We start from the raw sequence: 15,303 nt of genomic DNA, 5'->3' as shown, positions 1-15,303 counted from the left end.
CCCTACCAGCGGACGACGGCCTTGCCGGTCACGCCGGTGGAGCCGCTCATCCCCCAGGCCATCAGCGGGATGATCTGGCCAGGCAGGGGCGGAGCGTCCTTGGGCCAGGCCTCCAGCACCGTGCCGTAGTCGACCTCGGCCTGGCCGGCGTCGGGCTTCACCGGGCGGAAGCTGATGACCAGGGGCCGGTCGGCCCCCGCCCAGCGCAGGTGCTGCGTCTTGCCGGCGTCCGTCAGCCAGGTTGCCTTGCGGCCCTGCACTGTGACGTCGTTCACCGCCGCGCTCAGCTTGATGTTGAGACGGGAAATCCGGGCCCCGGGCGGTGGGGTCAGGACGATGGTCACCCGGCCGTCCGGCTCTATGCGGCTGGTCAGGGTGGGGGCGGCGACCGTGACGGCGGGTGTCGGGGTCATGAAGGTCGGCTGATCGTAGAGCGGCGGCAGGCTGGCCTTGACCAGGTCCTTGGCGCTGACGCCGGTGATCGGCGTCGCGAACGACTCGTTGTTCAGGAAGGTCAGCCAGGCCTTGCCAGCGTGGCTGTCGGTCACGTGCACGATGCTGTAGGCGGACGGATAGCGGCCGCTCCAGGTGTTGGTCGAACCGGCCATGGCCAGGCCGTAGCCGATGCCGATGGCGACCAGGGTGATGGCGAAGACCATCGGCCGGGACTTCTCCATCCCTCCGCCCTCGCCGAGCCGGGCGGGCAGGGCGAGAGGCCAGAGCACGAAACTGGCCAGCAGGGCGAAGACGCCGAGCAGGGCCGGGAAGTCCAGTCCCTGGGCGGTCAGATGGACATAGACGCCCAGCCAGCCGCAGACGATGGCCGCGAGCACCGCCAGCAGCGAGGTCCAGCGCCCGTCGGCGCCCCACCGGCTGGCCGCCGCGCCGACGGCGGCCAGGGTCAGGGGCCAGGCGACGAGGAAGGCGACCTGCGGGACGAAGGCCTGCAGGGCGACAGCCAGGACGAAGCCGAGGCAGAGCAGGCCGGCCCAGGTGGCGTTGCGGGGCGCCGGTCGGCCGACAACGGCCATGGACAGCAGTCCGGTCGCGACACCGAGGCCGAGGCCCACCGCATCGAAGCCGCCGAAAAGGCTGCTGAGCGCTCCGACCAGGATGCCGGTCGGCAGCAGGATCCATCGGCGCCTGGCCGGTAGGCCGATCCACATCGGGATGATCAGGGTCAGGCCGAGTCCAATGACGAAGATGGCCGTCTCCCACATCGGCCAGCCGGCGAGGATGGCGCGCTGCTCCATGAAGCCAAAGCCGACGCCGGTGGCCCGGCGGATCAGGTTGAGCGCCAGCGCCACCTCGACAAGGACAAGCAGCCCGCCGGCCGCGCCCTTGAGCCCGTCTCGCCAGTCGAGCCGCTCGCCGACCCGCCTGGCCCGCCATCCGGCCAGGACTAGCAGACCGCCGCAGATCGCCAGCACCAGCCAGCCCATGATCGGCGGATAGGCCAGGATGTGGTCGCCGAAAGTCTGGCTATAGACAGCGCTCGGCGCCCTTTTGGGCAGGGTCGGATCGAGGGCGAAGGTCTTCGTCGCGTTGAGCACCTGGTCGCCCATCGACTGCACCGAGCCCGGGTCGAGGTTGGCCACCGTCGAGGTCGGGGAGTGGTAATCGAACTGGCGGCCGATGAAGGCGAAGTTCAGGCCCGTCATCCCCATCCGCTTGGGCACGGAGAAGTCGGTGTCGTTGGGCATCTTCTCATAGAGGAAGACGGCCAGGGCGCTGCTGATCGGGCCGACGGCGGTCTTGCGGTAGCGGGCGATCAGCTCGCCGTTGTCGGCGCCGGTCTCGAACATGTTGGCCCGGCCGCCGCCGCCGCGCGCCTCCATGTTGATGATCAGGCCGGTGCGTTTGGCCAGCGGGTGCTGGTTGAACCAGGCCTCGGCGCCGCTGAGGCCCCATTCCTCGCCGTCGGTGATCAGGACGACGATGTCGCGGGCCGGCTGGATCTTCGCCGTCTGCAGGTCGCGGATGACCTCCAGGCTGACGGCCACGGCGGTGGCGTCGTCGGCGGCGCCGGGCGAGCCGGGCGCGCTGTCGTAGTGGCTCATCAGGACCAGCGGCGGCAGGCTGCGGTCCTTGCCGGGAAGGATTCCGATCAGGTTCTGCACACGGGCGCCGGCCAGCCACTGCGGGTAGTCGGGCGAGGAACTTAGGGCGTCGGTTTCCTGCACGGTGGGCGACAGGCCCAGCTGCGTCATCCGGCCCAGCAGATAGTCGCGGACCTTTGCATTGGCGGGCGAGCCGACCGGGTGCGGCTCGCGGGCGATGACGGCGATGTCGCGCAGGGCGCGTTCAGCGGAAAAGCCGGCTGCGTCCAGTGGGGCAGGTCTGGGCGTGATCGTCCCCTGCCAAGCCAGCAGCGCCGCCCCCAGCAAGGCCAGCGCCAGCCAGCCGCTCCGCATCCAGTCCTGGTTCATGACCGCTCCCCTGACCGGGGCAGGGGGCCATGGCCGGTCAGCGGGCGCAAGGCCATCCGAAACGGAAAACGCCCGCCGGTGAGGGCGGGCGTCTCCGTACGCGTAAAATCAGGAGCCGGTCAGGCGGCGACGACGCCGTCCTGCGGGTCGCGCAGCACGTAGCCGCGGCCCCAGACCGTCTCGATGTGGTGCTGGCCGCCGCTGGCCGTGGCGAGCTTCTTGCGCAGCTTGCAGATGAAGACGTCGATGATCTTCAGCTCGGGCTCGTCCATGCCGCCGTACAGGTGGTTGAGGAACATCTCCTTGGTAAGGGTCGTGCCCTTGCGCAGGGAGAGCAGCTCCAGCATCTGGTATTCCTTGCCGGTCAGGTGGACGCGTTGGCCCGCGACCTCGACCGTCTTGGCGTCCAGGTTCACGGCGATCTCGCCGGTGTTGATGATCGCCTGGGCGTGGCCCTTGGAGCGACGGACCACCGCATGGATGCGGGCGACCATCTCGTCCTTGTGGAAGGGCTTGGTCATGTAGTCGTCGGCGCCGCCGCCGAGCGTCTTGACCTTGGTGTCGATCTCCGCCGTGCCGGAGAGGATCATGATCGGGGTGTTGATCTTGCCGTTGCGCAGGGTGCGCAGGACATCCATGCCGCTCATGTCGGGCAGGTTGAGGTCCAGCAGGATGAGGTCGTAGTCGTAGATCTTGCCCAGATCGACGCCTTCCTCGCCCAGGTCCGTCGTGTAGACGTTGAACCCTTCGGACTTGAGCATGAGTTCGATCGTTTGCGCCGTGGCGCTGTCGTCCTCGATCAGCAGAACCCGCATCAATTCTCTCCCCGCGCCCAGCGGCCCGTAAAATCTTGCACCGGCGGAATCCGCCGTCCTTGCCCGCCGTTAACTTCCGGCGGGGTCGGTTTAAGACTGGTTAATGGTGAACGGCCCGTTGGAAAGAATCGTTAAGCTGATTTGCGAATCGGGGGCAACCGGGTGATTCCGCAACACGAGTCCTGGCTGAGTTGACTCTTTCGTGATCGGTCGTTCGGGGGTCTCGAAAGCCTTACAGCACAGGGGTTGGGCGCGGTCGTGGCGAGAAAGACTCACAATGTGGGCGCGACGCTTTGACTCAAGATGGCCGGCGACGGGATGTCGCGGCAAAAATTAAGGTCAGGCCGCCGCCTTCGGGAAAACACCGGCCCGCCACAGCGAAGAGGCGGGCTTCTTGCCGATCTTCTCGCCGACCCAGCCGGCGGTTTCGATCAGGCCGTTAAGATCGAGCCCGGTGTCGAACCCTGCGCGTTCCAGCATGTAGACCAGATCCTCGGTGCCGATGTTGCCGGTGGCGTTCGGGGCGAAGGGGCAGCCGCCGAGGCCGCCGACGGAGGCGTCCAGCACATCGACCCCGGCCTCGACCCCGGCGAAGGCGTTGGCCAGGCCGGTGTTGCGGGTGTCGTGGAAGTGCAGGCGCAGCCTGGTGTCGCCGGTGACGTGGCGGACGGCCTCGACACGCTTTTTCACCGTCCAGGGGTCGGCGACGCCGATGGTGTCGGCCAGGGCGATCTCGTCGACGCCGAGCGCCGCGCCGGCCCGGGCGATGGAGACGACGGTTTCCAGCGGCACCTCGCCCTCGAACGGGCAGCCGAAGGCGACCGAGATCGTCAGGGTGATCGGTGGGCCGCCTTGCGCGCGCTGCTTGGCGACGATGGCCGAGAGGGTGTCGACCTGTTCGCTGACATTGGCCGCCTGGTTGCGGATGCCGAACTCGTCGCTGGCGCAGACCACGACGTTGGCCTCGTCACAGGCGGCCGCGACGCAACGGTCCCAGCCGCGCTCGTTGAGCACCAGGCCGATGCGGCTGCGCGAAGCGTCGGAGGGCAGGGCGGCCATGATCTCCTCGGCGCCGGCCATCTGCGGAACGCGCTTGGGGTTCACGAAGCTGACCACCTCCTGGCGTTTGACGCCGCAGGCCTCCAGCCGGGTGATCAGCTCGACCTTGTCGGCGACCTCGAGAATGGCCTTCTCGTTCTGCAGCCCGTCGCGGGCGCCGACTTCGACGATCTCGATCAGGCGGCTCATTCTTCCACGTCCTTCAAGGCTTCACTGTTCTTCGGCGCCACCGGCTCGCGGGAGGCGGGCGTGGCGGCGGCCGGCTGGCGGGCCAGGTCGGTGGCCCGGGGCAGGCCGCGATAGATGGTCAGGTCCATCTCCTGGCCCTTGGCGTAGTTGAAGCCCTTCAGCCGGGTGATCGGATCGACCGGCACCCCCTCGGCCTTCATGAGCTTGAGAAACTCTTGTTGCTCCCGCTTTTCGACGATTGCGGGGCGGCCTTCGGAGAGGGCCCGGACGGCGTCCTCGGGGCCACCGAGACCGGCCTTGGTGCCCAGGGCGAAGACCAGGCTGGGCTCGGAATAGCCGGCCGTCTCGATGGGGCCGGGGGTGCGGCCGACCTGCGGGTCGAGGCCGGTGCGCTTCAGCGCCATGGCCAGGCGCGGGGCCAGCCACAGGGGCTCCAGGCGCGGCATCAGCTGGCCAACCAGAAGGGCGTGGCCCAGAGCGCCGATGACGCCGATGGTCAGCACCGTCCGCAGGTTGGACCCGCGGTAGATCATCACCGCGCCGGCAACGCCCACGGCCAGGAAGACGGCGGCGGTCAGAAGGCTCCAGACCAGGTCGGGGTTATCGCCGTATTCCTGCATGCCGTAGAGGGCGACGAAGGCCAGGGCGATACTCGCCAGGGCCAGCAGCACGACGCCGATGATGCGGCTCCAGAGCTGCGGCGCCGCCATGACGGCGGCGGCGACCAGCCAGTAGACGGCCGCATGGGTCGGCAGGGTGTAGTGCGGCAGCTTGGTCGGCAGGATCTCGAACAGGAGCCAGGTCGGGATCAGCCAGCAGAGGGCGAAGCGGACGCCGGGCTCGCCGCGCTGTTTCCAGGCCAGCATGACGGCGGCCGGGACCAGCAGGATCCAGGGGAACAGGGTCAGGGGCGCGACCAGCAGGTGATAGCCGATGGGCCCGCCGTGCCGCTCATGCCCGCCGACGAGCTTGGGCGCCAGATCGCCGCCGATGGCCGAGCCCCAGAAGGCGCCGTCGGTGGCGACAGTGATCGCCAGGGCCCATGGCCCGCAGATGCCGAGGATCAGCACCAGGCCCCAGCCCCAGCCGATGTCCTTCATCCAGCGGACCTCGCGGTCCCAGGCCCAGAGGGCGGCGAGGGTCAGCAGCAGGACCATCAGGACGACAGGCCCCTTGACCAGCATGCCGATGGCCACCGCGACCCAGAGGATCAGCTTGGTGCGCCAGGCAAAGGGTTTCCCGACCCCGCGGTGGGCGGCGTACATCCGGGCCAGGGCGGCCAGGGCGACGGTGGTGCAGGCGGCCAGGACGGAGTCGGTCTTGGCGATGAAAGCCTCGGTGCTGAGCAGGAAGCCTGCGCCGAACATGGCCCCGGCCAGCATGGCGGTGCGCTCGTTCCAGAAGGCCCGCGCGCCCCAGACACAGGCAAAGGCGGCCAGCATGGCCCCCAGCAGGGAGGGCAGACGGTAGGGCCAGATGTCGCGGTTCTCGACATCGGACAGCAGGGCGACGCTGGCCGCCTGCATCCAGTGGATGCCGACCGGCTTCTTGTCGCGGGTGCGGTCCTGGAAGTTGATCGAGACGTAGTCGTCGGTCTCCAGCATCTGGGCCGTGGCCTGGCTGAAGCGGGCCTCGTCGCGGTCGATCGGCGGCATGGCCATCAGGCCGGGCAGGCCGCACAGGAAGGCGACAAAGGCGGCGACCGCGGCGCCGCGCCAGCCCTTGGCCAGCCAGTCGAGACGGGATTCGAGGCTCATGGGGGGGTTGATAGCATTGGGTGTTGGTCTCGCATAACTCTGGACCCCCAAACCCCGCTCATCCCGACGAAAGTCGGGACCCAGTGTCCGCTATCGGATGTGGTTTCGCTCTGATTTGCGCCAGCCTGTCTTCCGGTTTGCCAGCTGGGTCCCGACTTGCGTCGGGATGAGCGGAAGAGGTGGAATTTCCACTTCCCGCAAACCCGCACTATTAGGGGCCTATGAGCACCCCCGACTATTCCATCGTCGTGCCCGTCTATGACGAAGGCGAGGCCGCCCCGGCGCTGGCCCGCGAGATCGCCGCCGCCTTCGGCGACCGGTCCTACGAGATGATCTTCGTCAACGACGCCAGCAAGGACGATACCCAGGCCCGGCTTACGGCGCTGAAGGGCGAGATCCCGCAGCTGCGCGTCCTGGCCCACCGCAAGAACAGCGGCCAGAGCCGGGCCATCCGCTCAGGCATTCTCGAGGCTCGGGCCCCGATCATCGTCACCCTTGACGGCGACGGCCAGAACGACCCGGCCGACGCCCCGCGCCTGGCCGAACGGCTGAAGGCCTCGCCGGTGGAACTGGCCCTGGTTGGCGGCGAGCGGGTCAAGCGCCAGGACAGCGAGGCCAAGCGCTGGGCCAGCCGCTGGGCCAACCGCATCCGCCGCCGGCTGCTCAACGACAACTGCAACGACACCGGCTGTGGGCTGAAGGCGTTCCGGCGCGAGGCGTTCCTGCGGCTCCCCTATTTTGATCACATCCACCGCTACCTGCCGGCCCTGATGCTGCGCGAGGGCTATGAGGTGGCGTTCGAGCCGGTCAACCATCGCCACCGCGAGACCGGGGTGTCGAAGTACAACAACTGGGGCCGGCTGAAGGCCTCGGTCAGCGATCTGCTCGGCGTCATGTGGCTCAACACCCGGGCGCGCAATCCGCAGGGTGTCGACGAGGTCTAGGCGGCCCTTGCGGGTGGTCTGGCCAATCGAAGCGATTATAGCACGGATAGGGGCTGGGCGGTTCGGCTTTTATTGTGTCTATTCAATAGGTTGATATGGCCGCACCGGCCTGCTGGATGCCCCTCTGGGGTCGGCGTTCAGCGCCGAACTGACCTACCGAGGACCACCCTGCGCCGATGGGTGAGAGGGGACAGATTGAATCGCCGCGCCCCGTTGAAGCGGCCGTGAGTCCGGCGCGGGCGGCCATGCAATGTGTCCCCGTTTCCGACGATGAATAAGTCTAGACATATTGCCGAGCGACAGTGCTTGACGCCGATCTACAAGTGTAGCTTCAATGATTTAAGTTTGTAGCCCGGAGGTCTTCCCATGCGCGCCGCCGCTGTCCTTCTGATCCCGCTCGTCCTGCTGGCAGCCTGCGACGGCAAGGCGGCGGGGGAGCGCTACAAGGCCCGGGCGGCGGCGATCGATCCGCCGCACCTGTGGTCGGTCGAGGTGGTTCCGGCACAGGCGGGCGTGGCGGCGGTCAGGCTCTGCGCCGACAGCCGTATCCACGAGGGCCTGAACCGCCCGACGGTGACGGCCGGCGACACCCCCTGCCGGCCGCTCGGCGCCGAGGTGGTCTCCGGCGACACCCGCATCCAGCGCTGCGAGCTGAACGGCGAGACCTGGGTCGCCACCGCCTCCGTCAAGGGCGACCTGACCCGCGACTTCGTCTCCGTCCAGGCCGCCGAACCGGTGAGCGGAGACGGCGGCTACAGCCAGACGCGGCGCTACCGGCGGATCGGCGAGTGCCCGGAGGGCTGGAACGTCGGCGACAGCACCGACCAGCAGGGGAACCATGTGAAGGGGCGCTCGGGGCTGGCGGCGCTGATCGGGGGATAAGGCCGCTCCGGCGCCGGCGCGCGGGAACAAAGGCCGGCGAGCGGGCTTAGCTATTGGTCGGCGCCCATGCGGTGCGGCGCGCGCAGCCAGAGACCCCATGCCTTCACTTCCGGAAGACCGGGCCGTCCGCCAGGCCCTTGCCGCCTATCAGGCGCCTGAAACCCGCCGCAGCCTGTTGGAACTGTGGATCACCGCCCTGCCGCTGGCCCTGCTGTGGATCCTGGCGGCCAAGGGGGTGGCCCACGGCCATTGGTGGTCGCTGCTGCTGGCCCTGCCGGCCGGCGCCTTTCTGGTGCGGTTGTTCCTGATCCAGCATGATTGCGGCCACCGGTCCTGGTTCGCCTCGACCGCCGCCAACGACTGGACCGGCCGGGTCATCGGCGTGCTGACGGTGACGCCCTACGACTACTGGCGGCGCACCCACGCCATCCATCACGCCACCTCGGGCGACCTGGACCGCCGCTCGCTGGGCGGGGTCGAGACGCTGACGGTCGAGGAGTACCGGGCCCTGCCGCCGCTGCGCCGGGCCGCCTATCGCTTCTACCGGAATCCGCTGGTCATCCTGGGGCTGGGACCGGCCTATCTGTTCGCCCTGCAGCACCGCATTCCGGTCGGTCTGATGAAGGACCCCGCCGCCTGGCGCAGCGTGCTGGGCAACAACCTCGGCCTGGCGCTGCTGATCGGCTGCGAGGTCAGCCTGGCCGGTTCGCCCCTGGCCCTGCTGGCGCATCTGGCCATCGTGGTGGTGGCGGCGACGATCGGGGTCGGGCTGTTCTATGTGCAGCATCAGTTCGAGGGCGCCTCATGGCGCCGGCACCCCGACTGGACGGCGCTGGACGCGGCCCTGCACGGCAGCTCCCACCTGACGATGCCGGCCCCGCTGCGCTGGATGACGGCCAACATCGGGGCCCACCACATCCACCACGCGGCCGCCCGCATCCCCTTCTACCGCCTGCCCGACGTGCTGCGCGACCACCCGAACCTGACCGGCCAGCGGGTCAACCTGGCCGGCGCCTGGCGGGCGCTGTGGCTGTCGCTGTGGGACGAGCGCCAGGGCCGGCTAGTGGGCTTCGCGGTCGCCCGGCGCGGCTGAGGCGGCGCGGAAGCGCGCGATCGCTCAATACACCGCGCAGCCGATGTTGTTCTTGCCGGTTGGCGAAACCATATCGACCAACTGCTCCGAGCCCTCCTTCAAGGTCGTCAGATTGGCCATGACATCGGCCGGGCAGCGCGCGTAGCGGGCCTTTCTGTGGGCATTGCGCATTTCAAAGCAGACCCGGCCAGCCTTCTTCTGCCTCGTCAGAAGGGTGTCGTCCGGCAGGAATTGCTTCGTCAGGCGCTGGTACAGGTCGCCGGCGGCCTCCAGGTCGCTTTGGCAGGTTTCCACTTCGGCCAGTGTCAGCGGCGGCGGGGCGATCTCGGGCAGCGGCACGCCGACGGAGTGGCCGTAGTGCTTGTCGCAGATGCCGATGATCTCGAGCCGCTTGACGTGGCTGATCCGGCCCTCCCGATCGGCGAGGCCAAGGCGCTCGACACGCACAGCCAGGCTCTTGTTGGTTTCCTCGGCGGGCAGGCCCGAGGCCTCGGGCAGGCGCGCGGCAACGGCGTCTCCGGCCGCCTTTGCCCGGTCCTTCGCACGGGGATCGCGGCTTATCAGGGCTTCGTACAGATAGATCGCCGCGCAGGTTTCGATGGCGTCGACACCGGTGAAGTAGGCGTCCCCATCCCGGACCGCCGGCTGCGGTGGCAGCTTGTGCTTTCGCGCCAGTTCGGACGTCGACGTGTAGAGCGCGCCTTGCATGACGGTGTGATTGTTGACCTCGTCGCAAAGCCGGGTCGCGTCGATCCGCTCGTCCTCGGTAATCTTTCCGTCCTTCAGGCCGGCCTCAACGTAGGCTGTGCGCTCGGCCACGACCCGTTCGGCTTCGGCCGGGGCCACCCCGGTGCGGCTTTGCACCAGCTTCACCTGACCGTCCGCGGCCGTCTTCGCCTTGCGGCGGCTTTCCGGGGAGCCCAGGCGCATTTCGACCCGATAGAGGCTGCCGCAGACAATGGCGCCGGGGCCGGACCGGACGAAATCCTCCTCCGAAGTCGTCTGTTGTGAACTGGCCGTGCCGGCCAGAAGCACCAGGCCGGCGCCGAACCAGCAGAATCGTCTGAACATCATCGTCGTGTCTCCGGCCCCCGATTTGGCAGGCGCACGGGGTCGCGACACCAGCCAAAAGGGTGGGGGGTCGAAAGTTCGTTGTTGTGAGTTGGCGACCGATTCAGGCCGCCCGCTCCTCACCCCTCAGCACGTCCAGCTCCGCCGCCAGGTCTTCCAGCCGATAGGGCTTGGCCAGCAGGCGCAGGCCTTCATCCGCCGCCGTCAGGGCCGCCTCGCTGTAGCCCGTGGTCAGCAGGATCGGCATTCCCGGGCGCAGTTCGGCGATGCGTCGGGCGAGGCCGACGCCGTCCATCTCGCCGGGCATGACCATGTCGGAGAAGACCAGGTCGAAGGGCTCGTCGGCCTCGATCAGGTCCAGGGCGCTGCCGGCGGTGGGGGCGCGGCGGAAGCGCCAGCCGAGCTCCTCGAACATCTGGCAGACGAAGGCGGCGACGCCCTCGTCATCCTCGACGATCAGCACCCGGCCGCCGTGGCCGGCGACCAGTGGCGCGCCGGCGGGCTTGCGGACCGGCAGCGGCTTGTCCGAGCGCGGCAGGTAGAGGAAGACTCTGGTGCCTTCGCCGGGCTCGCTCTCGATGCGGATCTCGCCGCCCGAGGCGCGGATGAAGCCGTAGACCTGGCTGAGGCCGAGGCCGGTGCCCTTGCCGACCTCCTTGGTGGTGAAGAAGGGCTCGAACACCCGGGCCAGAACCTCGGGCGTCATGCCCACACCGCTGTCGCAGACGCCGAGCTTGACGAAGTCGCCCTTGAGGTCGGGCTCGTCGAGGCCCGCATGGTTGCCGGCGACGATGTGAATGACGCCGCCGCCCGGCATGGAGTCGCGGGCGTTGACGGCCATGTTGAGGATGGCGACCTCGAGTTGGCTGGGGTCGATCTCGACCGGCCAGAGGTCGGGCGGGATCTCCATCTCCACCCCGATGTCCTCGCGCAGCGAACGGTCGAGCAGCAGGCGCATGCCCTCCAGCCGCTCGGCGACATCGACGACCTCGGGGTGCAGGGGCGAGCGGCGGGCGAAGGCCAGCAGCTGGCGGGTCAGGCTGGCGCCGCGGTCCAGGGCCTGGCGGATGCCTTCGCGCAGGCGCTGGCGGCGGGTCTCGTCGGTGGTGCGGTCGAGAAGGTCGAGGCCGCCGGAGGCGACCATCAGCATGTTGTTGAAGTCGTGGGCGACGCCGCCGGTCAGTTGGCCCATGGCCTCCATCTTCTGACTTTGGCGCAGGGCCTCCTCGGCCTTCTCGCGCTCGGCGATCTGGATGGCGAGGTCCTCGTTCTTCGTCTGCAGCAGGCGGTTGGCGCGGACGGCGGCGGCCTGGGCCGATCCGAGCACGACGATCAGCAGGCTGGCCATCAGCACCAGCAGGGCGATGCCGCCGTGCCGCGCCAGGATGGTCAGCAGGGGCTCGGGCCGGGTGCGGAGGTAGACGAAGCCGATGGTCTGGCCGTCCTGGACGATCGGGGCCCTGGCGGCGGTGCGTCCGTCCCAGCGATCCTGGCCGCGGACTTCGTCCCAGGTGGCGACGTAGGAGCCGGGGCGACCGTAGCGGGCGATACGCTGGCCCTGGGCGTCGAAGATGCTGGCCGCCTCGATGTCGGTGTTGGCGGCCATGGCGTCGACGTATTCGCGGGCGGCGGCGCGGTCCTCGAAGAAGACGGCCGCGCTGGCCGTCGCGGCCAGCACCTGGGCCTGGGCGTCGAGATCGTGGCGCAGGCGGTCGCGGTAGATGTCTTCCGAGTAGAGGCCGATCAGAATGCCGGCGACGAGCAGGGCCACGGCGCTGAGCAAGGTCAGGGTCTGTTTCCACTGACGGGTCAGGGTGCGGAAGTCGGCCATCAGGTCCTCCGCCGGACGCTCAGAGCCAGGCTCATCAGCTTGGAGCTGATGGTCAGGCCGTTGTCGGCCGCCTGCTGGTCGTCGATGACGAAGCGGACACGGCTGTCTTTGACAACAAAATGGACGATGCCCCGGACGCCGCCCTGGCGGGCCCCATCGGTGATGGTGAGGACCGGGGCGCCGCGCACGGCCTTCAGGGACTCGGCGACCGACTGGCTGTTCTGCTGGCCAAGGTAGAGGACGTGGCAGTCGCGGCTGGCGGCGGCCAGGCGACGGACGACGATCGGGTGGTCGGCCAGGCGCTGGCCGGCGGCGGCCTTGTCGAGCAGGGCGCCGAAGGGATCGGGGCCGATGACGCAGATGACGAAGGGACTCTGGCCGCCGGCGAAGGCGCGGGCCGGCCAGTCGATGAAGGGGCCGAGCTTGGGCAGGTAGGCGGCCTTGACCGGGTACTCCAGCGACTGGGCCCAGGCCGTGCGGCCTGCGCCGGGCAGGAGCAGCAGGCAGGCGAGCGCCAGCACCGGCCAGGTCCCGGTGGTCCTACCGCCGATCAGGCGACGGGGGACGAACACTCAGTACCTCCAGTGCAGGCCGACAAGGACGGTACGTCCGATCTGTCTGCGGGTTCCGGCGTTGTCGGATTCGAAGTGGCGCTCGTCGAGCAGGTTGGCGCCGTTGAGGGACAGTTCGACATGATCGTTGATGCGCCAGCCGAGGCGGGCGTCGGCCTCGACGTAGGAGGGGACAGTGCGCAGGGCGTCGACGGCGCGCAGGGAGACGTCGAAGTCGACGGCGTCGGTCAGGTCGACCTGGGAGCGCAGGGTAGCCTGGAAGTCCGGATCGTCGCCGGCCGAGGCGATGCCGCTGATGTCCCGGCTGCCGGGCTTGAGCTCGAAGTCCTTCTCCATGGCGAACAGGCCGGCGCTGAGACGCCAGCGGTCCGTGACGTCCCAGGTCCCCCAGACCTCCGCCCCCCAGGTCGTTCCCCGGGCGGTGTTGGACAGGCGGATGGGGAAGCTGAAGCCCGGGCCGATGTCGGCGGTCCGCAGGTCATCGTAGTCGTTGTAGAACAGGGAGACCGACAGGGTGGTGGCGGGGCTGGGCCGGCCGCGCCAGCCCAGTTCGTAGGCCCACAGCTCCTCGCGCTCGAAGCCGCCGCCTTCGAGGAAGCCCGGGAAGGTCAGGTTGCGGTCGATGCGCGAGGGGATGCGGACCGCGCGCGAGGCGGCGGCCCACAGGAAGGCGTTGTCATTGACCCGCCAGCCAAGACGCAGGGAGGGCAGGGGTTCAAGGTCGCGGAAGGTCCCGGTCTCCAGCTTGAGGCCGAGGGTCAGGGTCAGGTCGTCGCGCAGCCGCCACTGGTCCTGGACGAAGAGGTTGGCCTGGTAGAGGTCGCGCTGTTCGGGATCGAGGAAGGCGACGGAGCCGGGTGGGCTGATCACCTCGTCGTCGATGAAGCGGTAGCCGGCCCCCCAGACCACCTTGTGGCTGGTCCCCAGGGTGAGGGCGTGCTGCAGGGCGATGTCCCAGGTCTCGGTGTCGCTGTTGAGGCCGTTGAGGTCATCGCGGAGGTTGCGGTCGTAGTAGGCCTGGACCTCCAGGCTGCTGGTGTCGCTGAAGGCGTGGGTCCAGCGGCCGAGCAGGTTGCCGCCCGTAAAGTCGCCGCCGACCGGTCCGGCCTCGATGCTGCGGCTGTACCAGTCGCCCTGGACGGTCAGGGTGTCGGCGCCCAGCCGCCAGTCGGTGCGGAAGCCGACCTGGCTGCCTTCGAGCTCGTCACCGGTCTCGGCCCCGGACGGCAGGAAGCTGGAGCGGCGGGCGATGCCGCTGGCGTAGATCCGGTAGGCGCCGTTCTGGCCGATCAGCCCGCCGTGGCGGGCGCCGACCTGGCCGTCCGCCTCGCCGAAGGTGGCGTCCACGGCCAGGCCCTGGCTGTCGAAGGCGCTCTTGCTGACCACGTTGATGACGCCGTTGACGGCGTTGGCGCCATAGAGGGCGCCGCCCGGGCCGCTGATCACCTCGATGCGGTCGATCTCGCCGAGCGGCACGTCGTGGACGTCCCATTGCACGCCCGAATAGAGGGGGGTGTAGATGCTGCGGCCGTCGATCATCACCAGCAGCTTGTTGGCGGTTTCCTTCGAGTTGAAGCCGCGCGCCGTGATCGCATAGTTGGCGCTGTCGATCTGCTGAACCTGCAGGTTGGGCGCCAGGCGCAGGGCTTCGGGCAGGGTCTCGGCGGCCGACCGGCGGATGTCGGCGCCGTCGATGACATAGACGGCGGCGGCGGCCTCGCCGACCGCTTCGGGACGGCGCGAGACCGAGGTGATCTGCAGGTCGGTGAGTTCCTCGAGGCTCAGGCGGTTGACGTCGGGGGCCTCGGCGACGGTGTCGGCGGCCTGGGCCGCGCCGGCCAGCGCGCAGGCGGCGACGAGCGCGAGGGCTCCGGCTCCAGATCGGCTGTTCTTCAATCCCATCCCCAACCCTGGCTGTCTTTGCGGGCGATGCACGCCAGACGCACCCGCCCTGATCGACGAAAACGTCAGGGGACGATCTAGGTTCCGGGCGGAGGCCGGGGGTTTTCGCAGGCCGGGCGAGGTCGCTTCACCGACCGGCGAAAACGCGTTAACCCTTAGGACAACGCCGGCTGAGCCGGATGCGAGAAGGGGGCTTTGCCATGTTCGCCGCGTTTCCGCTGCTGGCCATTCCGGTGGTCGTCTACAACCTGATCGTCCTGACCATGGGGGGGTTCGGGTCTCAGGACATCCAGATGCAGATGACCGGGCCGCTGTTCACCATCACCATGACCTCCGGGTCGCCCTGGTCGGTCAGCCTTTCGGACCTGTTGCTGGCCGGCAGTCTGGTGGTGCTGTTCATCGAGCTGCTGAAATCGACGACCAGCCGGCGGATCGCCATCATCAACCACTCGCTGTCGATGCTGCTGTTCATCATCTGCCTGGTGGAGTTCCTGCTGGCCCCGGCGTTCGCGACCTCCACCTTCTTCCTGATGACGGTGATGGTGCTGCTCGACGTGCTGGCCGGCTTCATCGTCACCATCGTCGCCGCCCGTCGGGATGTCGACTTCGGCGTGGGCAACGACGGGGTCTAGGTCAGGATCGTAAAGATCAGGGCGACGACGGCGACGTCCATGGCTTTGATCAGGATGCTGGTCACTTTGGGCTCCGAAACACGGTTTATTCCGGGTTAAGCAAGACCGGCGCCAGTTGGCCCAAGCC

General features: G+C 68.8%; 12 protein-coding genes. 4 read left to right on the top strand and 8 right to left on the bottom strand.

What is annotated here, in order from left to right:
- Positions 1–2: 2 nt before the first annotated feature.
- From AC2YG9_RS00850 to AC2YG9_RS00835, 4 genes are all read right to left on the bottom strand, one after another.
- Entirely contained in the window at positions 3–2,429 is a 2,427-nt protein-coding gene (locus AC2YG9_RS00850) for a M28 family peptidase (RefSeq protein ID WP_487296028.1), read from the bottom strand.
- A 119-nt stretch (positions 2,430–2,548) separates the two neighbouring features.
- Positions 2,549–3,244 (bottom strand): response regulator transcription factor CtrA, encoded by a 696-nt coding sequence (gene ctrA / locus AC2YG9_RS00845; RefSeq protein ID WP_487296027.1) that lies wholly within the window; start codon positions 3,242–3,244, stop codon positions 2,549–2,551.
- Between the two features lie 339 nt (positions 3,245–3,583).
- Positions 3,584–4,492 carry a hydroxymethylglutaryl-CoA lyase gene (locus tag AC2YG9_RS00840; RefSeq protein ID WP_487296026.1) on the bottom strand — a complete coding sequence of 303 codons (909 nt, stop codon included), beginning with the start codon at positions 4,490–4,492 and terminating at the stop codon, positions 3,584–3,586.
- Positions 4,489–6,249 (bottom strand): ArnT family glycosyltransferase, encoded by a 1,761-nt coding sequence (locus tag AC2YG9_RS00835; RefSeq protein ID WP_487296025.1) that lies wholly within the window; start codon positions 6,247–6,249, stop codon positions 4,489–4,491. Before AC2YG9_RS00835 ends, AC2YG9_RS00840 begins: the two co-directional genes overlap by 4 nt.
- A gap of 221 nt (positions 6,250–6,470) precedes the next feature.
- On the opposite strand from AC2YG9_RS00835, the gene AC2YG9_RS00830 reads away from it, so the two are divergent.
- The 3 genes from AC2YG9_RS00830 (at position 6,471) to AC2YG9_RS00820 (ending at position 9,168) form a co-directional block, all read left to right on the top strand.
- Complete coding sequence (locus tag AC2YG9_RS00830; RefSeq protein WP_487296024.1) at positions 6,471–7,193, top strand: glycosyltransferase family 2 protein; 723 nt, start codon at positions 6,471–6,473, stop codon at positions 7,191–7,193.
- 366 nt (positions 7,194–7,559) lie between these two features.
- On the top strand, positions 7,560–8,075 hold the full coding sequence (locus AC2YG9_RS00825; protein WP_487296023.1) for a hypothetical protein: 516 nt from the start codon (positions 7,560–7,562) through the stop codon (positions 8,073–8,075).
- A gap of 97 nt (positions 8,076–8,172) precedes the next feature.
- Entirely contained in the window at positions 8,173–9,168 is a 996-nt protein-coding gene (locus tag AC2YG9_RS00820) for a fatty acid desaturase (RefSeq protein WP_487296022.1), read from the top strand.
- Between the two features lie 24 nt (positions 9,169–9,192).
- On the opposite strand, the gene AC2YG9_RS00815 is transcribed toward AC2YG9_RS00820, so the two are convergent.
- The 4 genes from AC2YG9_RS00815 to AC2YG9_RS00800 all read right to left on the bottom strand — a co-directional run bounded on the left by AC2YG9_RS00815 (position 9,193) and on the right by AC2YG9_RS00800 (position 14,538).
- Positions 9,193–10,242 carry a hypothetical protein gene (locus AC2YG9_RS00815; RefSeq protein ID WP_487296021.1) on the bottom strand — a complete coding sequence of 350 codons (1,050 nt, stop codon included), beginning with the start codon at positions 10,240–10,242 and terminating at the stop codon, positions 9,193–9,195.
- A 100-nt stretch (positions 10,243–10,342) separates the two neighbouring features.
- On the bottom strand, positions 10,343–12,070 hold the full coding sequence (locus AC2YG9_RS00810; protein WP_487296020.1) for a CHASE sensor domain-containing protein: 1,728 nt from the start codon (positions 12,068–12,070) through the stop codon (positions 10,343–10,345).
- Positions 12,070–12,642: a TOL_0243 family YfiR-like periplasmic protein gene (locus AC2YG9_RS00805; protein WP_487296019.1), complete on the bottom strand. Its 573-nt coding sequence runs from the start codon at positions 12,640–12,642 to the stop codon at positions 12,070–12,072. The genes AC2YG9_RS00810 and AC2YG9_RS00805 overlap by 1 nt, the downstream gene beginning before the upstream one ends.
- Positions 12,643–14,538, bottom strand: a complete 1,896-nt coding sequence (locus AC2YG9_RS00800; RefSeq protein WP_487296018.1) for a TOL_0244 family TonB-dependent receptor — start codon at positions 14,536–14,538, stop codon at positions 12,643–12,645.
- 206 nt (positions 14,539–14,744) lie between these two features.
- Here AC2YG9_RS00800 and AC2YG9_RS00795 point away from each other — a divergent pair, with 206 nt between their 5' ends.
- A complete protein-coding gene (locus tag AC2YG9_RS00795; RefSeq protein WP_271068014.1) occupies positions 14,745–15,176 on the top strand; it encodes a hypothetical protein in 432 nt (143 codons plus the stop codon).
- Positions 15,177–15,303: the final 127 nt, after the last annotated feature.

It is taken from the genome of Caulobacter sp. SRI_014 (assembly GCF_057586315.1).
Note: the sequence above shows the minus strand (reverse complement) of the source record. Positions and strands in the feature narration are given on the sequence as shown.

Excerpts from the sequence above, each read along its gene's own strand:
- AC2YG9_RS00825 (WP_487296023.1), top strand. The coding sequence starts at position 7,560 with ATGCGCGCCGCCGCTGTCCTTCTGATCCCGCTCGTCCTGCTGGCAGCC.
- AC2YG9_RS00815 (WP_487296021.1), bottom strand. The coding sequence starts at position 10,242 with ATGATGTTCAGACGATTCTGCTGGTTCGGCGCCGGCCTGGTGCTTCTG.
- AC2YG9_RS00810 (WP_487296020.1), bottom strand. The coding sequence starts at position 12,070 with ATGGCCGACTTCCGCACCCTGACCCGTCAGTGGAAACAGACCCTGACC.
- AC2YG9_RS00795 (WP_271068014.1), top strand. The coding sequence starts at position 14,745 with ATGTTCGCCGCGTTTCCGCTGCTGGCCATTCCGGTGGTCGTCTACAAC.
- AC2YG9_RS00835 (WP_487296025.1), bottom strand. The coding sequence starts at position 6,249 with ATGAGCCTCGAATCCCGTCTCGACTGGCTGGCCAAGGGCTGGCGCGGC.
- AC2YG9_RS00850 (WP_487296028.1), bottom strand. The coding sequence starts at position 2,429 with ATGAACCAGGACTGGATGCGGAGCGGCTGGCTGGCGCTGGCCTTGCTG.
- AC2YG9_RS00830 (WP_487296024.1), top strand. The coding sequence starts at position 6,471 with ATGAGCACCCCCGACTATTCCATCGTCGTGCCCGTCTATGACGAAGGC.
- AC2YG9_RS00840 (WP_487296026.1), bottom strand. The coding sequence starts at position 4,492 with ATGAGCCGCCTGATCGAGATCGTCGAAGTCGGCGCCCGCGACGGGCTG.
- AC2YG9_RS00820 (WP_487296022.1), top strand. The coding sequence starts at position 8,173 with ATGCCTTCACTTCCGGAAGACCGGGCCGTCCGCCAGGCCCTTGCCGCC.
- ctrA (WP_487296027.1), bottom strand. The coding sequence starts at position 3,244 with ATGCGGGTTCTGCTGATCGAGGACGACAGCGCCACGGCGCAAACGATC.